This window comes from Citrobacter sp. wls714 (assembly GCF_005281025.1).
Taxonomy (GTDB): Bacteria; Pseudomonadota; Gammaproteobacteria; order Enterobacterales; family Enterobacteriaceae; genus Citrobacter; species Citrobacter werkmanii.
In genome coordinates this window covers 42,827-59,123 of sequence record NZ_SZWZ01000092.1, presented here as the reverse complement: position 1 = coordinate 59,123, position 16,297 = coordinate 42,827, and the positions used below count along the sequence as shown (strand labels likewise).

Here is a 16,297-nt window from a genome sequence, read left to right as displayed (position 1 = left end):
GCCATTTGATCGGCGAGAAAGTCAGCAGCCTTCGTTACTGGGCTGCAACCTTCTTCGCGTCCGGAATACGGCACCAGTTGTTATTTTCGTTAATACCGCCATTTGGCGAGGTATAACCGAGGCAACCTAAAATAGTGTCGTATAGCTCCACATGACGACGCGGCACCTTCATATCAGCTTCTTGCTTCAGATGTGCGAACGCCTTCGCATGGTCGGGATCTTCCAGATACTTGTCAGACATCCACACTAGCATAGGAACGCGGAACTGCTCTGGCGGCGCCATTTTACGCGGCGTCCCGTGCAGGTGCTCACGCTCGTTAATCGACTCACCGTGATCGGCGGCGTAGAACACTATCGCTTTCTTATCGCGCAGCTGATCAAACACTTGCGTAATAAAGTGATCCACATAGGTTACCGAGTTATCGAATGAGTTGATCATCTCAGCTTTTGAGCAGCCGCTATCAACATTGACGCATTCCGGCTTCCACTGTGCATATTCACGGGTGTAGCGCTGCGTATAGTTAAAATGCGAGCCTTTGGTATGCAGAATAATCAGGTGCTTACTACCGTCATCGTTCTGCTGCAGAGACTGCTGCATCTCGGGAATCAACAGCATGTCATCAACGTTTTTGCCACGGTTACGCGGCTCAGCGCCGATCTGCTCACGGTAGGAGATGTTCTCCGCCATGGTATTACTGTAAAACCACATCTCGCTTTGCATTGCGTAAAGGTCTGTCTTGAACCCTAACTGAGTAAGCACGGCAAAAACGTTTTGTTCTTTGAGGGTTCGCTGAGGATTTTCTTCCGCCCCACCTTCACGTACAAACATGCAGCGCAGAGAAAGTTTGGTTGCCGTATCACAGGAATATCCCCGGAACGCGGCCAGATTTTTCTCCTGGGCGAGCCTTGGCGTGGTATTTCGCTCGTAGCCAAAAATCCCCATATGATCCCAGCGGGTGGTTTCGCCGATGATAAACACCACATAGGTGTCGTCGAGGTTCTTCGGCGCAACATAGGTAAACTTTTTGGCCGGGTTCATTAGCGATTTGTTATCTGAAGACTCATCCACCTGCGCCCAGGCGTACAGACCCAACGCCGAGAGCCAGTTTGACGGTAAATAAGAGTTCGCCACAACCCCGCCATAGCTGGGTAGATCGATGCCGGTTTCCCGTTCAACGCTTCTCTGTTGCATACTCAACAGGCGAATCGGCACCCACACCATCAGACCTGCCAGTAACACCACCGCCACGCTACGCCATCTCATGCCCGGCGTACGAATCTGTCTCATCAGGGTATAGCGGCAGCGGTTACTCCAGATCAACACCAATGGGATAATACTGACCGAAACCAGCCACACGATGAAATGCCAGCCAACCACTTCTTTCGATAAATCAATATCCGTGGTCATGACGGAGGCAATAATACCGTAGCCAATAACCACGTTCAGGAAGGTCATATAATAGCTGGCGCCGGCAGAACACAGCACCACAAAGGTGGCCAGCACACGCCAGGCCCGTCGACCGAATAAAGAGAGAAGCCGTAATAAAAAGAAGGTCACCAGCACAGTGCCGGCTAATTCAACAACCGCAGAGAGTCCTTTCCAGACGGTGAATTCGTGCGCATATCCGCTAAAACGACGGAAAAATACAGCACAGTTCATAAACAAACCGATATAGATTGCCAGCAAGAAACTGAGTTTCTGCTGCGTCATCGACTTAATGTATCTCATGCAAACAAACCCTGGGGATCGGGATAAAAACTCCCTGCGCAGCGGCCAAACAGACTTTACAGGGGAAAAATGCGACAACAGCAGAGGTGAAATATCTACGGGCGCGGGTAAGTAGACCACAGGAGGGAAGAAAAGTGCTTATAGAGAATGCAAATGGCGCATATATTTTTGTAAATATATGCGCCAGGTATTAATCAGACCACTAATAGATTTAGGCGTGCGCCTCGGTATATACGCTACGTTGCGGCTGGCGAATAGTGGTGGAAAGTGCCAGCGAGATGATTAACAGCGCAAAGATAACGCAGAAGGTCACATAGAATCCGCCAAACAGCGAGGCGATAATGGAACCACAAATACTGCCGATACCGAAGCCCAGGTAAATAACCCCGTAGTTTTTAGCCAGGTTATTGAGACCAAAGAACTCACTCACCAGTGACGGGAACACGGTGATGGTGCCGCCAAAGTTAAATGCCACACAAGCAATTGCCGCAAAGAAAGTAACGTCATTGAGCGGGGCGAACAGCAGTGCCGCCATACCGACCAGCGAAACAACCTGACCAATGGTGATAACACGAATACGAGAGATTTTGTCGGACAGAATACCCAGTACCAGACGGCCTGACAGGTTAGCGATGGAGATGACGGTTACTGCATTTGCCGCCGTGGCTACATCCATATGCGCCAGGCTCTGTGCAATATCTTTCGCCACGCCAATTACATACAGCCCGCTCATACATGCAGTTAGGAACATCACGGCCAGCATCCAGTACTGTGGTTTACGCATGGACTGCGCCAGAGTGTAGTCGTTCTCGACCACGCCATTTTTCGCCTTCACTTCCTGATTCGGCGCATCTTTCATCAGCATGGAGCCAAAGACGATCATCACCAGCACAATTGCGCCCCAGATCATAAAGGTTTTTTCCAGACCCACGGTGCTGAGCAGTTGGCTGTCGATAAATTTAAAACCGAGGCTACCCAGGCCATAAGAGCCGATGGCAAAGGCGGAAATCAGCCCCTTACGCTCAGGGAACCATTTTACGCAGTTGGAAAGGGTTAACAGGTATCCTGCGCCATCCGCCAGGCCGACCAGTACACCGGCGCTCAACCACAGCATAATCAGGCTGTCAGAGTGGGCGGTTAAGAAGAAGCCGACGCCCAGTAAGATACCGGAGGCCATGGTGACGCGTTTCACGCCAAAACGTTCTTGCAGTTTTCCGGCGACGGAAGAAGAAATCGCCAACCCCAGGCTCAGCAAACCAAAGGAAAATGCAACCTGACTCACCGGCGCGTCCAGTTTAGAAGAGAGCGCGCCATTAAACAGGCTCCAGGTATAAACAGAACCTAAGGCAAATTGGGTAATGATGGTGCCGATCAGTGTCAGCCAACGGGTACGCTGATAATCAGAAGTTTTCATGGCAGTCTTCCTGCATAAGCAAAATGGGAAATTCTCTGCCAACAACCATACCGAAGCGCCATTTATACCAGGAAAAAACGGCATGAAATGCCGCCAAGACGGAATGAAATGCCTGGATTGCGGAATGAATGACGAGACAAAAAGTCGGGATACTGAATTTTATCGCAAGAGTTAGTACACACTATCGCTGGAAGGTGTGTGATTATTGATCCTAATATGTAACTAAGATGTATAACCAATGATTTCTTCCGTTAAAATTTAGCGCTAACCCCCATGGTGTACATATAGTCGCTATTGTTGGTACTGTTTTCTGCCTGAGAAAGTGCGGCGTAAGCCGCCATATGCGGGTTCAACAGCATATCCGCACCGACGGTAACATCCAGCCAGTTACCGTCCTGTCCTGCTGTCGTCATGCGGCTGAGGCCCGACTGCGCCTTCCAGATATTCTCGCCAAACTGTTGGTTATAGCTGATTTGCGCCCAGGGACGCACATCACCGAACTGCGAATTGACTCGCCAGCCTAACGTGCTGACGCTGGCATGCCACATCGGATCGGTCGGTGTTATTGAGGTCGCGCTATCACCAAACTCGTTGTAGGTAGACGTGGTCGAGCCGTCATAATGTAAGGCGGCGACCGGTCCGGTTGTTACCTGCCTGGAAAGAGGAAAGTTCCAGCCCATACTCATGCCGCTGGTCGTATCCATCAGCGTCTGATCGGCCAGATTCACCACCGGCCCCGCCACATTCTGCGTAGAACGAATTCGTTCCTCCAGAATGTCGTTATAACGTGGTTGGTGATCGCTGTCCCATGTATAACGTTCAGCCGTATGCCCTGACATCGCATCAACGATATATTCTTGTTGCCAGCCATATGCTGTATTGATGGACAGCGCACAAACTACGACGCTCGCCAGAGTTAACCTTTGGCGACCACTACTGTTTCTTATAATCATCAACGCGACTCCAGAAAAGAGCCGAATTCGGCGATATTATTGTCATTGTGTGTAGGAAATCGGGGCCATCAGGCCCTGTATTAAATATTGTCTTTTTAGCTGGCGCGTCAAGGCGGGCCGAATGAAATTTTTACGCCAGTAAAAACAGCGAGGAAGAATATGCAGCGTTGCGGATGGGTCAGCCAGGACCCACTTTACATTGCCTATCACGACAAGGAATGGGGCGTCCCCGAAACCGATGGCAAGAAGCTGTTCGAAATGATCTGCCTGGAAGGCCAGCAGGCGGGATTATCATGGATCACCGTACTGAAGAAACGGGAAAATTATCGCCACGCCTTCCACCATTTTGATCCGGAAAAAGTGGCAGCCATGACCGAAGAGGATGTGGAAAGGCTGGTACAGGATGCCGGCATTATTCGCCATCGCGGAAAAATTCAGGCCATTATCGGTAACGCTCGCGCATTTCTGGCCATGGCGCAAAACGGTGAATCGTTTAGCGAGTTCGTCTGGTCATTTGTTGATAACCAACCGCAAGTGACCCGCGCCGCCAACCTGAGCGATATCCCCACCTCAACACCTGCGTCAGATGCTCTGTCTAAGGCGTTAAAAAAACGCGGGTTTAAGTTTGTCGGCACCACCATCTGCTACTCCTTTATGCAGGCCTGTGGTCTGGTCAACGACCATATCACCAGTTGCATCTGTTACCCAGGGGCACAACATGATTCGTGAATCTAAAGCTGACGATCTGCCGTCAATTCTGGCGCTGTGGATGGAAAGCACGATCCATGCCCATCCGTTTATCGACGAACGCTACTGGCGCGAAAGTGAACCCATCGTGCGTGATGTATACCTGCCCGCCGCGCAAACCTGGGTGTGGGAAGAAGAAGGTGTACTCAAAGGCTTTGTCAGCGTGATTGACGAACGCTTCCTTGGCGCGTTGTTTGTCGCGCCAGCGGCCATCAGAAGCGGAATTGGTACAGCGCTGGTGCAGCATGTGCAGCAGCGCTTTTCTCTACTCAGCCTGGAGGTCTACCAGAAGAATCAGTCAGCGGTAAACTTCTACCATGCGCTGGGTTTTCGCATTGAAGACGGCGCATGGCAGGAAGAAACTCACCACCCCACGTGGATTATGGGCTGGCAGGCGGATCAAACGCCGTAAGCGTCAGGGCGGGTCCATTGTATTTTTCGATCCACGCCAGGGCAGTGTTGCCCGCGCAGCCATTCCCCAGCTTCGAGCTGGGGAGATCTTTGGTCAGCACGTTGACGGCACCATTTTTACAAATACCACCGGCAGTGAGATCCAAATCAGGCCAGGCGCCTTCATGAATGCAAATGACGCCAGGTTTGATCCCTGTCGTCACGACAGCACCCGCCAGAACGTGCCCACGCGCGTTCCACACCCTCACCGTGTCGCCATCCTTAATACCACGTGTGTTGGCGTCCTGCGGATGGATCGTAACGGGCTCACGATCCGCCACCGCATACTGCTCACGCAACGCACTGTAATTCAACTGGCTGTGCAAACGGTGCGCCGGATGGGCGGAAAGCAGCTGTAACTGACCCGGCTCGGCGTTACCAAACCACTCATCAGGTTCCAGCCACATCGGGTGTCCAGCACAATCCGCATAGCCGTAACCAGCAATCTTCGCGGAGTAGATTTCAATTTTTCCGCTGTCCGTTTTCAGCGGATGCGCCTGTGGATCGCGGCGAAAATCCGCAAACCGAATAAAGTGCGCGCTGGCGGGGTTTTCCGGCATTTCGATCAGGATGTTCCGCTGCCAAAACTCGGTGAAGGACGGCAGTGTGACCTGCTGGCTGGCCCCGCGCTGCCCGGCGATATTGTAAAAGGTCTCCAGCCACGCCAGCTCGCTTTTACCTTCGGTGAATCGTTCATAGCCGCCCTTTTCCCAGCGCTCGCTCAGCTCGGCAAAGACATCAAAATCATTGCGCGCCTCATGCTGCGGCGGCACAACCTGCTTCATCGGCACCAGGTGCTGGTTGCTGTAATCACCCGTCATGGTGAGATCGTTGCGCTCAAACGAGGTGGTCGCCGGTAATACGATATCGGCATGCTTCGCGGCGGCGGTCCAGAAACACTCCGAGATAACCACCAGCTCCGGTTTTTGCCAGGCGCGAATCAGACGGTTGGTGTCCTGGTGATGAGTAAAATTGGCCCCGCCGGCCCACCATAACATGCGGATATCCGGGAAATGTCGGTCCATTCCGTTGTGCTGGTAAAAGCCTCCGGGGTTCTCCAGCGCTTCGACAATTCGCGCCACCGGGATTTTATCCACCGCATCGGTACCGCCTTTCACGCTGCCCTGCATCGAAGCCAATACTGCGGCGCGACGCGTTGGATTCCCACCGTTGGCAAAATGATACGACAGCCCAAAGCCTCCGCCTGGCGTGCCGATTTGCCCGAGCATGGCGGCCAGGGTGACAATCATCCAGTGTTTTTGTTCGCCATACTGCTGGCGCTGCATGCCCCATCCGGCCATCAGCATGGTGGTATTTTGGTGAAATATCGCCGCCAGTTCGCGTATTTTTGCCGCAGTTATCCCACAAATTTCAGCAGCCCACTCTGCCGTTTTTGCGACATTGTCAGTTTTACCCAGCAGATAGTCGGCAAACCGCTCATAACCAGTGGTACAACGGGCGAGAAAGTCCGCGTCATGCCAGCCGTTTTCCACCAGCGTATACGCGATGCCCAGCATCAGCGCCACGTCGGTACCCATATGCGGGGCGATCCATTCCATCTTATCGCCAAAGAAATCCACGCTTTCCGATCGCATCGGATCGATACAGATCAAACGCTTGCCGCTATCACGCAATGCCGCAAAGTAAGCGAGACCCTGTTCGTCGGAAGCATTCCAGGCAATCTTCAGGGTATTCAGCGGATTGGCGCTCCATAACACCACCACATCGCTGTGTTCCAACACGACGGGCCAGCTGGTCTGCTGCTGGTAAACTTCGTTGCCGCCCACCACGTACGGCATGATGGCCTGCGCGGCGCCCGTGGAGTAATCCCCCAGATGCCCGGTATAACCGCCCGCCAGTGCCATATAACGTTGTAACAGGGTCGCGGCTTTGTGTAACACGCCGTTGGAGCGCCAGCCGTAAGACCCGGCAAAAATCGAGGCCGGGCCATAGCTGTCACGGATGCGTTTATGCTGCGTATGGATAAGCATCAGCGCGTCATCCCAACTGACGCGAACAAACTCATCCTGCCCGCGCACGCCCTGTGGGCTTTCCGGCGAGGCGAGGAAGCCTTTACGTACCATCGGAAAACGTACCCGCGTTTTACTGTGTACCTGGTCACGCACCACGGTTTGCAAAGAGTTGGGATGAGTGGTGGGCAACGCGCCACGGGAGGAGAAAACGGTCTCGCCATCGGTTTCGACGAGAATAGGTCCCCAGTGGGCAGCGGTTAACACCGAGTAGTGTGCGGGTGAATTAGCCAAGATGGCGCTCCTGAATACGATGTAGCGGCTTATTTATTCTGCCGTTCAATGTTACTTACAAATTTCAGAGTCTTCCCTGGAATTTTCTTCATGTTCACACGTCATAATCAACCGCCACCGTCGCTGTGGCAAAGAAGAATAAGTCATTAAGGAATTGAGATGAAGAAACGTGTTTTTGTTATTGCTGCCATCGTGAGCGGCGCCCTGGCGGTTTCTGGCTGCACAACAAACCCTTACACCGGCGAGCGCGAAGCGGGTAAATCCGGTATTGGCGCAGGCATTGGCTCTCTGGTCGGCGCGGGTATTGGCGCACTCTCTTCTTCGAAGAAAGATCGTGGCAAGGGCGCACTGATTGGCGCAGCAGCTGGCGCGGCTGTTGGCGGTGGTATCGGCTATTACATGGACGTGCAGGAAGCAAAACTGCGCGAAAAAATGCAGGGAACTGGCGTCAGCGTGACGCGTAGTGGCGATAACATCATTCTGAACATGCCAAACAACGTCACCTTCGACAGCAGCAGTGCCAACCTGAAACCTGCCGGGGCTAACACACTGACCGGCGTGGCCATGGTTCTGAAAGAGTACAATAAAACCGCGGTTAACGTGCTGGGCTTCACCGACAGCACCGGCAGCCAGGATCTGAATATGCGCCTGTCACAGCAGCGCGCGGACTCCGTCGCCAGCGCCTTGATCACTCAAGGCGTCGCCGCTAACCGTATCCGCACTCAGGGTATGGGTCCGGCAAATCCAATCGCCAGCAATAGCACGGCGGAAGGTAAAGCGCAGAACCGCCGCGTAGAGATTACCTTAAGCCCGATCCAGTAACGTTTTGAGCCGGAGACAGGCTGCGCCCGATCCGGCATGAAGCACTTGCCATCGTTGATTTTCGCGTTAAGGTGTTGTCACCAAATTCAGGGAAATCAGCGATGAGCAAATCAACACGGGCAACCATCAGCGATGTGGCGAAGGCCGCAAAAACCGGCAAGACCAGCATTTCACGCTACCTCAACGGTGAAAAGCACCTGCTATCCGACGCGCTGCTGGCCCGCATTGAACAAGCCATTGCCGATCTCGACTACCGACCCAGCCTGATGGCACGCGGCCTGAAACACGGTCGCACCCGCCTGATTGGCCTGATCATCGCAGATATTACTAACCCCTACTCCGTCAACGTATTAAGCGGAATTGAAGCCGCCTGTCGCGATAAAGGCTTTACCCCGCTGGTATGTAACACCAACAACGAAGTGGATCAGGAGTTGCACTATCTTGACCTGTTGCGCAGTTACCAGGTCGAAGGGATTGTAGTCAACGCCGTTGGGATGCGCGAAGAGGGGCTGAATCGCCTGCAACAGTCTGCGCTGCCGATGGTACTGATTGATCGTAAAATTCCTGATTTCGCCTGCGATATGGTCGGGCTGGATAACACCCAGGCCGCAACGGTTGCCACGGAACACCTGCTTGAACAAGGCTTTGAAGCCATTCTGTTTCTCAGCGAACCACTCGGCATGGTGAATACCCGCCGCGAACGTCTGAGCGCCTTTCGCGCCACGCTCGCACGCTATCCCGGCGTTATCGCGCAAAATGCCGAAGTTCCGCTAACGGACAATGCGCAACTGGATGACACGCTGCGCCAGTTCCACCAGCAGCATCGAGGCATGCGCAAAGCCGTTATCTCCGCCAACGGTGCCCTTACGCTACAGGTTGCCCGCGCCCTGAAGCGCATTGGCCTCAACTGGGGCAGCGATATCGGGCTACTTGGTTTTGACGAGCTGGAATGGGCCGAGCTGGCGGGTGTCGGTATTACCACGCTGAAACAACCCACATGGCAGATTGGCTACACCGCTGTGGAACAGGTTGTACGCCGGATCGATGGCGGCTCTGACGCCATTCAGGAACAGGTTTTCTCTGGTGAACTGATCGTGCGCGGCTCTACCGCCCGCTAAATTTCCTTCGTGATGGTGATCATAAATTCGACATCATAGGCTTTTCTTTGGAACCGGTTCCATCTAGCGTTATAGCAAGAACGCTGGTTATGGAGTTTCCATGAAAAGAAAAATTATGGTGGTCACCGCCGCCTACGGCTATGAGCAGGTCCGCGCTGCGGGTGGACAAACCGCCATGCTGCCCATCATTGCTGAAGCCGGTGCTGACGGCGTCGAAATTCGCCGCGAGATGCTAACTGACGCCGAACTCACCACGCTGTCAACGATGGCCTCAGCGATCGAAATCTTCGGCCTGCTGGCCTGTTATTCAGCGCCTGAGCCGCTGTTCCTTGAGGACGGTAACCTCAACCCCCGTCTTCCGGCGCTATTTGCGGAAGCGCAGACCCTGCAAGCGCTGTGGTTAAAAGTCTCCCTTGGTCATTTTTCCCATACCGAACAGTTCGACGTTTTACGTACGTGGCTGGATAACAGCGGGATGGAGCTGGTTGTCGAAAACGATCAAACCGCCTGCGGACGCCTGCAGCCAATGCAGCACTTTAACGAAGCCTGCCAAATGCAAAACCTGCCGATCTCGCTGACCTTCGATATGGGCAACTGGCTGTGGGTTGGCGACTCCCCGGAAGAGGCGGCGAAAAACCTGGCGCCAACCGTGGGATACATCCATGTCAAAGCCGCGGTTACACATCGCGACAGCTACCGTGCAGTGCCGCCTGATGCAGCCGATCCGCGCTGGCTGGCGCTGTTAAAAACGCTGCCTGACGATGTTCCGCGCGGCATCGAGTTTCCCCTGGAAGGACAGGATTTAACGGCGGTTACTCGCCATTACGTCGAGCAGCTACGCGAGGAGTAACGCATGAAGAATTCACTGGATGTGGTCACTATAGGTGAAGCGATGGCGATGTTTGTCGCCACGCAAACCGGCGACCTGGCGGATGTAGAGCAGTTTATCAAGCGCGTTGCAGGCGCTGAACTCAACGTGGCGACCGGTCTTGCTCGTTTGGGTCTGAATGTAGGCTGGGTAAGCCGCGTAGGTAACGACAGTTTTGGCCGTTTTATTATTAAGTCGCTGGAAAAAGAAGGGATTGATGCGCAGGGAGTCACTCAGGACGAGCGCTTCGCTACCGGCTTTCAGCTTAAATCTAAGGTCGAAAATGGAACCGATCCCATTGTGGAATACTTCCGCAAAGGTTCCGCAGCCAGCCATCTCAGTATTGAGGATTACCACGAGGACTATTTTGCCAGCGCGCGTCACTTGCACCTGAGCGGCGTGGCAGCCGCGCTTTCCGCCAGTTCCTGTGAACTTCTGGCGCATACCGCCCGCGCCATGAAAGCTCAGGGGAAAACCATCTCGTTTGACCCGAATTTGCGTCCGGTGCTGTGGAAAAGCGAAGCCGAGATGGTGGAAAAACTGAACCGGCTGGCATTCCAGGCTGACTGGGTTTTGCCTGGTCTAAAAGAGGGAATGATTCTCACCGGACAACAAACACCTGAAGCCATCGCCGACTTTTATCTGCGCCATGGTGTGAAGGCAGTCATTATCAAAACCGGGGCAGATGGCGCCTGGTACAAAACCGCCAGCGGCGAGCACGGCTGCGTCGCACCGGTAAAAGTCGACAACGTGGTTGATACGGTCGGCGCAGGCGATGGCTTTGCCGTGGGCGTGATCAGCGCTCTGCTGGAAGGCCGTTCGCTGCATCAGGCGGTGACCCGCGGCAATAAAATTGGCGCACTGGCCATTCAGGTTCAGGGCGACAGCGAAGGATTACCCACACGTGAACAATTAGGGGAATAAATCCCCGGCCACCGCTGTACCCTACATACAGAGGCGGCGTATCAGCATAACCAGAGGGCAGTCTATGAATAGCTCAACCAATGCAGCAAAACGCTGGTGGTACATCATGCCAATCGTGTTTATCACGTATAGCCTGGCGTACCTTGACCGCGCGAACTTCAGCTTCGCCTCCGCCGCAGGCATTAACGAGGATCTCGGCATTACCAAAGGGATCTCCTCTCTGCTGGGCGCTCTGTTTTTCCTTGGCTATTTCTTCTTCCAGATCCCGGGCGCAATTTACGCCGAGCGCCGCAGCGTACGAAAACTGATTTTCGTCTGCCTGATCCTGTGGGGGGCTTGTGCCTCGTTAACTGGGATGGTCAGCAATATTCCGATGCTGGCCGCTATCCGCTTTATTCTTGGCGTCGTTGAAGCTGCCGTGATGCCCGCAATGCTAATTTATATCAGCAACTGGTTTACGAAATCCGAGCGTTCACGCGCTAACACCTTCTTAATCCTCGGTAACCCGGTTACTGTTTTATGGATGTCCGTCGTTTCCGGTTATCTCATTCAGGCGCTGGGCTGGCGGGAAATGTTCATCATCGAGGGCTTCCCGGCCATCATCTGGGCGTTCTGCTGGTGGGTACTGGTAAAAGACAAACCGTCTCAGGTCGGCTGGCTGTCGGAATCCGAAAAAGCTGCGCTTCAGGCCCAACTGGAACAAGAGCAACAAGGGATCAAAGCCGTGCGTAACTACGGTGAGGCTTTCCGCTCACGTAACGTCATCCTGCTGTGTATGCAGTATTTCGCCTGGAGTATTGGCGTCTACGGGTTTGTGCTGTGGCTGCCGTCCATTATTCGCAACGGCGGCGCAAATCTGGGGATGGTGGAAGTTGGCTGGCTGTCATCCGTACCGTATCTGGCGGCGACGGCAGCGATGATTCTCGTCTCCTGGGCCTCTGATAAACTGCAAAATCGTAAGCTGTTTGTCTGGCCGCTGTTGCTGATTGCCGCTTTCGCCTTTATCGGCTCCTGGGCCGTTGGCGCGGATCACTTCTGGCTGTCCTACACGCTGTTAGTTATCGCGGGCGCGGCAATGTATGCCCCATATGGTCCCTTCTTCGCCATCATCCCGGAAATGCTGCCACGCAACGTCGCCGGAGGTGCAATGGCGTTGATTAACAGCATGGGCGCGCTGGGCTCATTCTTTGGTTCCTGGTTTGTCGGCTACCTCAATGGCGCAACCGGCAGCCCATCCGCCTCGTACATTTTTATGGGGGTAGCGCTTTTTGCCTCAGTATGGCTAACTTTAATTGTTAAGCCTGCTAATAATTCCCAAATTCCGGTTGGCGCACGCCACGCTTAAATTTTAACTTACGGAGATTCGCATGAAGCCGTCCATTATTCTCTATAAAGCGTTACCTGACGATTTACTGCATCGCCTGGAAGAGCATTTTACTGTGACTCAGGTGCCTAACCTGCGCCCGGAAACGGTCGCACAGCACGCCAAGGCCTTTGCCAACGCCGAAGGTCTGCTGGGCTCCAGTGAAGCCGTCAATACCGCGCTGTTGGAGAAAATGCCCAGGCTGCGTGCGACATCCACAATTTCCGTAGGCTATGACAACTTCGATGTCGATGCCCTCAATGCGCGTAAGGTACTGTTGATGCATACGCCAACCGTGCTCACGGAAACCGTCGCCGATACGGTAATGGCGCTGGTGCTAAGCACCGCTCGCCGCGTGGTGGAAGTTGCTGAACGAGTGAAGTCAGGCGAATGGACCAAAAGTGTCGGGCCAGACTGGTTTGGTACCGATGTCCACCACAAAACGCTGGGCATTGTCGGCATGGGTCGTATCGGGCTGGCGCTGGCGCAACGTGCGCATTTTGGCTTTAGCATGCCGATTCTCTATAACGCCCGCCGTCATCATCAGGAAGCGGAAGAACGCTTCAATGCGCGTTACTGCGATCTCGACACGCTGTTGCAGGAGTCTGATTTTGTCTGCCTGATCCTGCCATTAACCGACGAAACACATCATCTGTTCAGTACCGAGCAGTTTGCTAAAATGAAGTCTTCCGCCATTTTCATTAACGCTGGACGTGGCCCGGTGGTCGATGAAAAAGCGTTGATTAGCGCTCTGCAAAACGGCGACATTCATGCCGCAGGTCTGGATGTATTTGAGCAGGAGCCATTAGCGACAGACTCTCCGCTGCTGTCACTGCCCAACGTGGTGGCCGTGCCGCACATTGGTTCAGCCACGCACGAAACGCGCTATAACATGGCGGCCTGTGCGGTGGATAACTTAATCGATGCGCTGCAAGGAAGAGTGGAGAAGAACTGCGTCAACCCGCAGGTCGCGCAATAAACAAAAGGCCGGGCAGCGCTTACGCTTACCCGGCCTTCTATGTATTACAGCACTCTTTTACTGAGTGGCATTCACCGCAGCAGTCCAGGCTTGAGTAAACGCCTGATGCTGAGCAGCCAACGGGCCAATCAGCGTGTTGTACTGACTTGCCTGTTGTGAAGTGGGGAACTGGATACCGTTGGCGACAAAGCTCACCTGCGTATCCTGCTGCGCCACAAAATCACCGACCTGCACCAGTTGCTGCGTGAAGATTTGCGCGGCAGGGATCAGCGGCTGTAGCGCCTCTGAAGGTGCAGTGACGACTTTATTGTAGACCTGGTCAAAGACCGGCTTGAGATCCTCGCCCTGCTTCAGCGCGCCATGCGCAGCATCTGCCTGCAGTTTCGCATTCTGCAACTGTTGCCCTAACACACCCAGTGCGCCATTTGCCTGACGCAGCGGTTCACGCTGAGTCACATAATCCTGAGGAACACGAATCGCATTTACGCTATCAACGACCGGGCGCAGACCGGAGTCCATCGCCTGATTAACCTGTTGAGAATAGCCATACAGAATCGCGTAATCGGACACAAACGGGCCAAACTGTTTTTTCTGATCGGCGGTCAGCGTTGGCAAACGCTCCCCGCTACGCATTGCAGTATTCTGCAGAAAATCGATAAACGCTTTGCGCTGATCGCCTTCTTTATCAAAACACCCACTCAGGCCAACTACCATTAAGAGCGCCAAAACAGGCGCAAACCAGCGAGAGCAGGACTTACCTGTCGCCATTTTAATACTCCTTTCACCCAAAAATGCGCACAACGACACCCGCGTGCCAGACGTTGACAAGGATAGTCCAGGTCAGGCTCGCAAGATACCCTTTCCGCGTAATCTTGTGAGGGAAAATAACCGTTCCCGCCCCCCTTTTTTTTGCTAAACAATGCGCCATTCATTACCCAGGGTCGTATTTTCGTTATCTTTACAATCGGGAGCAATCGTTCGGAGATCGCGACCTTAATCAGTTTGTTAGCCTGTAAAGGCTTGTCGCTCATACTCTGCTGAAACGAATCCATCACGCAAACCTTAGATCCGACTTCATTTTTTCCGACTACTCTTAAGGAGCTTCGATGAAATTCACGATCCCGCTGTGTGATTTATAGGAGTTCTCAATGGAATACAAAGATCCAATGTTTGAACTGCTGAGCAGTCTGGAGCAGATTGTTTTTAAAGATGTATCGCAGACAGTTACTCTGACGCAAAAAACCAACCCTTTCACCGAATTTGAACAGCTACGTCGAGGGACTGGTTTAAAAACAGATGATTTTGCCCGAGTGATGGGCGTGACGGTCGCGATGGTGCATGAATGGGAGTCTAAACGCGTAAAGCCTTCCACTACCGAATTGAAGTTGATGCGCCTGATCCAGGCCGATCCGAGATTAAGTAAGCAATTGATGGATTGAACTATTTTTTAATTTTGCTGAAGAACGGTCCGGTAAAAGGACCGTTCCCTTACGGAGGGTATCCACAAATAAGAAAATAGTAGTTGCATCCACAGGCGTAAAATGAGTTAATGCTCTCAACGGTTTGACGTACAGACCATTACAGCAGTTTAGTAAGGCAAGTCCCTTCAAGAGTTATCATTGATACCCCTCGTAGTGAGCATTTCCTTTACTGTTAAAAAATCTGTAGAGCACGCCATATCGCCGAAAGGCACACTTATTTTTTAAAAGGTAATACACTATGTCCGGTAAAATGACTGGTATCGTAAAATGGTTCAACGCTGATAAAGGTTTCGGCTTCATCACTCCTGACGATGGCTCTAAAGACGTGTTCGTACACTTCTCTGCTATCCAGAACGATGGCTACAAATCTCTGGACGAAGGTCAGAAAGTTTCCTTCACCATCGAAAGCGGCGCTAAAGGCCCGGCAGCTGGCAACGTAACCAGCCTGTAAGCTTAAAAAGCTCAAAATTCTGAATCCCTGCCAAACGGCGGGGATTTTTTTTATCTGTATTTCGCAATACATCCCACCGAAACGCGTCTTTGCATTACTTTACCCGCCGTACCTTTGACCTTTCCCTAAGGGCAAGCTTTATAGTGAGCCAGTCTGTATTCCATAATGTTCACAAGGAATTGAAGCTATGTCGAAATCCTCACTGCTGCTGGTTTTAGGTTTGCTCACAACGGGTACTGCATTCGCGGCGACCCCGGAAGCCACTTTTCTGGCGGAACACGGACTCAGCGGTAAATCCGTTGAGCAAATCGTAGAGACTATTGACCAGTCGCCACAGAGTCGGCCGTTGCCTTACTCAGCGTCCGTCACCAGCACTGCGCTGAAACTGTCTTCTGGCGATCAGGTTTATACCCTGCCGCTCGGTGACAAGTTCTACCTGTCATTTGCCCCTTATGAATGGCAAACACATCCTTGCTTCAACCATAGTCTGTCTGGCTGCCAGGGCGAAATGCCGGAGAAGACATTCAATGTCAAAGTGACGGACAGTAAGGGAGAGGTAGTGGTACAAAAAGCGATGAAGAGCGGTCGAAACGGCTTCGTCGGGGTATGGCTACCGCGCAATATGGAAGGCACCATCGCAGTGAGCTACAACGGTAAATCAGCCGAGTATCCCATTAAGACAATGGAAGACAGCCAGACCTGCCTGACTAAGTTGCAGTTGCGATAACAACATA

The 16,297-nt window shown here is 53.0% G+C and carries 16 protein-coding genes; 11 read left to right on the top strand and 5 right to left on the bottom strand.

Translation table 11 applies throughout. From position 1 onward, the window contains the following. Positions 1 to 34: 34 nt before the first annotated feature. From eptB to FDX11_RS18985, 3 genes are all read right to left on the bottom strand, one after another. Entirely contained in the window at positions 35 to 1,729 is a 1,695-nt protein-coding gene (eptB, locus tag FDX11_RS18995) for a kdo(2)-lipid A phosphoethanolamine 7''-transferase (protein ID WP_042311709.1), read from the bottom strand. 211 nt (positions 1,730 to 1,940) lie between these two features. Then, entirely contained in the window at positions 1,941 to 3,143 is a 1,203-nt protein-coding gene (locus FDX11_RS18990; protein ID WP_038635150.1) for an MFS transporter, read from the bottom strand. A 251-nt stretch (positions 3,144 to 3,394) separates the two neighbouring features. After that, positions 3,395 to 4,096, bottom strand: a complete 702-nt coding sequence (locus tag FDX11_RS18985) for an autotransporter outer membrane beta-barrel domain-containing protein (protein WP_137361648.1) — start codon at positions 4,094 to 4,096, stop codon at positions 3,395 to 3,397. 159 nt (positions 4,097 to 4,255) lie between these two features. On the opposite strand from FDX11_RS18985, the gene tag reads away from it, so the two are divergent. Continuing rightward, positions 4,256 to 4,825 (top strand): DNA-3-methyladenine glycosylase I, encoded by a 570-nt coding sequence (gene tag, locus FDX11_RS18980; protein ID WP_137349103.1) that lies wholly within the window; start codon positions 4,256 to 4,258, stop codon positions 4,823 to 4,825. Beyond that, the gene (locus tag FDX11_RS18975) at positions 4,815 to 5,255 is read left to right on the top strand and encodes an N-acetyltransferase (RefSeq protein ID WP_042311700.1); all 441 of its coding nucleotides are present in this window, start codon (positions 4,815 to 4,817) and stop codon (positions 5,253 to 5,255) included. The genes tag and FDX11_RS18975 overlap by 11 nt, the downstream gene beginning before the upstream one ends. Here the strand turns inward: FDX11_RS18975 and FDX11_RS18970 are convergent. Next, a complete protein-coding gene (locus FDX11_RS18970; RefSeq protein ID WP_137398372.1) occupies positions 5,224 to 7,557 on the bottom strand; it encodes a molybdopterin guanine dinucleotide-containing S/N-oxide reductase in 2,334 nt (777 codons plus the stop codon). The two genes, FDX11_RS18975 and FDX11_RS18970, sit on opposite strands and share 32 nt — an antisense overlap. Before the next feature lie 159 nt (positions 7,558 to 7,716). Here FDX11_RS18970 and FDX11_RS18965 point away from each other — a divergent pair, with 159 nt between their 5' ends. The 6 genes from FDX11_RS18965 to ghrB all read left to right on the top strand — a co-directional run bounded on the left by FDX11_RS18965 (position 7,717) and on the right by ghrB (position 13,631). Beyond that, the gene (locus tag FDX11_RS18965) at positions 7,717 to 8,379 is read left to right on the top strand and encodes an OmpA family lipoprotein (RefSeq protein WP_003827397.1); all 663 of its coding nucleotides are present in this window, start codon (positions 7,717 to 7,719) and stop codon (positions 8,377 to 8,379) included. A 101-nt stretch (positions 8,380 to 8,480) separates the two neighbouring features. Continuing rightward, a complete protein-coding gene (locus FDX11_RS18960) occupies positions 8,481 to 9,497 on the top strand; it encodes a LacI family DNA-binding transcriptional regulator (RefSeq protein WP_061380947.1) in 1,017 nt (338 codons plus the stop codon). 100 nt (positions 9,498 to 9,597) lie between these two features. Next, positions 9,598 to 10,347, top strand: coding sequence for a sugar phosphate isomerase/epimerase (locus FDX11_RS18955; RefSeq protein ID WP_137398371.1), 750 nt, complete (start codon positions 9,598 to 9,600; stop codon positions 10,345 to 10,347). A 3-nt stretch (positions 10,348 to 10,350) separates the two neighbouring features. Further along, the gene (locus tag FDX11_RS18950; protein WP_137361651.1) at positions 10,351 to 11,289 is read left to right on the top strand and encodes a sugar kinase; all 939 of its coding nucleotides are present in this window, start codon (positions 10,351 to 10,353) and stop codon (positions 11,287 to 11,289) included. 64 nt (positions 11,290 to 11,353) lie between these two features. Beyond that, the gene (locus FDX11_RS18945) at positions 11,354 to 12,634 is read left to right on the top strand and encodes an MFS transporter (RefSeq protein ID WP_042311692.1); all 1,281 of its coding nucleotides are present in this window, start codon (positions 11,354 to 11,356) and stop codon (positions 12,632 to 12,634) included. A gap of 22 nt (positions 12,635 to 12,656) precedes the next feature. Beyond that, a complete protein-coding gene (gene ghrB, locus FDX11_RS18940; RefSeq protein ID WP_137398370.1) occupies positions 12,657 to 13,631 on the top strand; it encodes a glyoxylate/hydroxypyruvate reductase GhrB in 975 nt (324 codons plus the stop codon). Between the two features lie 57 nt (positions 13,632 to 13,688). On the opposite strand, the gene FDX11_RS18935 is transcribed toward ghrB, so the two are convergent. Next, positions 13,689 to 14,399, bottom strand: a complete 711-nt coding sequence (locus FDX11_RS18935; RefSeq protein ID WP_042311688.1) for a DUF3053 domain-containing protein — start codon at positions 14,397 to 14,399, stop codon at positions 13,689 to 13,691. Positions 14,400 to 14,779: 380 nt separating this feature from the next. Between FDX11_RS18935 and FDX11_RS18930 the strand changes: the two genes are divergently transcribed. The 3 genes from FDX11_RS18930 to cueP all read left to right on the top strand — a co-directional run bounded on the left by FDX11_RS18930 (position 14,780) and on the right by cueP (position 16,290). Then, on the top strand, positions 14,780 to 15,070 hold the full coding sequence (locus FDX11_RS18930; protein WP_003024273.1) for an HTH-type transcriptional regulator: 291 nt from the start codon (positions 14,780 to 14,782) through the stop codon (positions 15,068 to 15,070). Positions 15,071 to 15,350: 280 nt separating this feature from the next. Beyond that, complete coding sequence (gene cspA / locus FDX11_RS18925; protein ID WP_000014594.1) at positions 15,351 to 15,563, top strand: RNA chaperone/antiterminator CspA; 213 nt, start codon at positions 15,351 to 15,353, stop codon at positions 15,561 to 15,563. Positions 15,564 to 15,750: 187 nt separating this feature from the next. After that, the gene (gene cueP / locus FDX11_RS18920) at positions 15,751 to 16,290 is read left to right on the top strand and encodes a copper-binding periplasmic metallochaperone CueP (RefSeq protein ID WP_001620860.1); all 540 of its coding nucleotides are present in this window, start codon (positions 15,751 to 15,753) and stop codon (positions 16,288 to 16,290) included. Positions 16,291 to 16,297 lie beyond the last annotated feature (7 nt).

Coding starts and splice junctions, on each gene's coding strand:
- eptB (WP_042311709.1), bottom strand. CDS start 1,729: ATGAGATACATTAAGTCGATGACGCAGCAGAAACTCAGTTTCTTGCTG.
- FDX11_RS18990 (WP_038635150.1), bottom strand. CDS start 3,143: ATGAAAACTTCTGATTATCAGCGTACCCGTTGGCTGACACTGATCGGC.
- FDX11_RS18985 (WP_137361648.1), bottom strand. CDS start 4,096: ATGATTATAAGAAACAGTAGTGGTCGCCAAAGGTTAACTCTGGCGAGC.
- tag (WP_137349103.1), top strand. CDS start 4,256: ATGCAGCGTTGCGGATGGGTCAGCCAGGACCCACTTTACATTGCCTAT.
- FDX11_RS18975 (WP_042311700.1), top strand. CDS start 4,815: ATGATTCGTGAATCTAAAGCTGACGATCTGCCGTCAATTCTGGCGCTG.
- FDX11_RS18965 (WP_003827397.1), top strand. CDS start 7,717: ATGAAGAAACGTGTTTTTGTTATTGCTGCCATCGTGAGCGGCGCCCTG.
- FDX11_RS18960 (WP_061380947.1), top strand. CDS start 8,481: ATGAGCAAATCAACACGGGCAACCATCAGCGATGTGGCGAAGGCCGCA.
- FDX11_RS18955 (WP_137398371.1), top strand. CDS start 9,598: ATGAAAAGAAAAATTATGGTGGTCACCGCCGCCTACGGCTATGAGCAG.
- FDX11_RS18950 (WP_137361651.1), top strand. CDS start 10,351: ATGAAGAATTCACTGGATGTGGTCACTATAGGTGAAGCGATGGCGATG.
- FDX11_RS18945 (WP_042311692.1), top strand. CDS start 11,354: ATGAATAGCTCAACCAATGCAGCAAAACGCTGGTGGTACATCATGCCA.
- ghrB (WP_137398370.1), top strand. CDS start 12,657: ATGAAGCCGTCCATTATTCTCTATAAAGCGTTACCTGACGATTTACTG.
- FDX11_RS18935 (WP_042311688.1), bottom strand. CDS start 14,399: ATGGCGACAGGTAAGTCCTGCTCTCGCTGGTTTGCGCCTGTTTTGGCG.
- FDX11_RS18930 (WP_003024273.1), top strand. CDS start 14,780: ATGGAATACAAAGATCCAATGTTTGAACTGCTGAGCAGTCTGGAGCAG.
- cspA (WP_000014594.1), top strand. CDS start 15,351: ATGTCCGGTAAAATGACTGGTATCGTAAAATGGTTCAACGCTGATAAA.
- cueP (WP_001620860.1), top strand. CDS start 15,751: ATGTCGAAATCCTCACTGCTGCTGGTTTTAGGTTTGCTCACAACGGGT.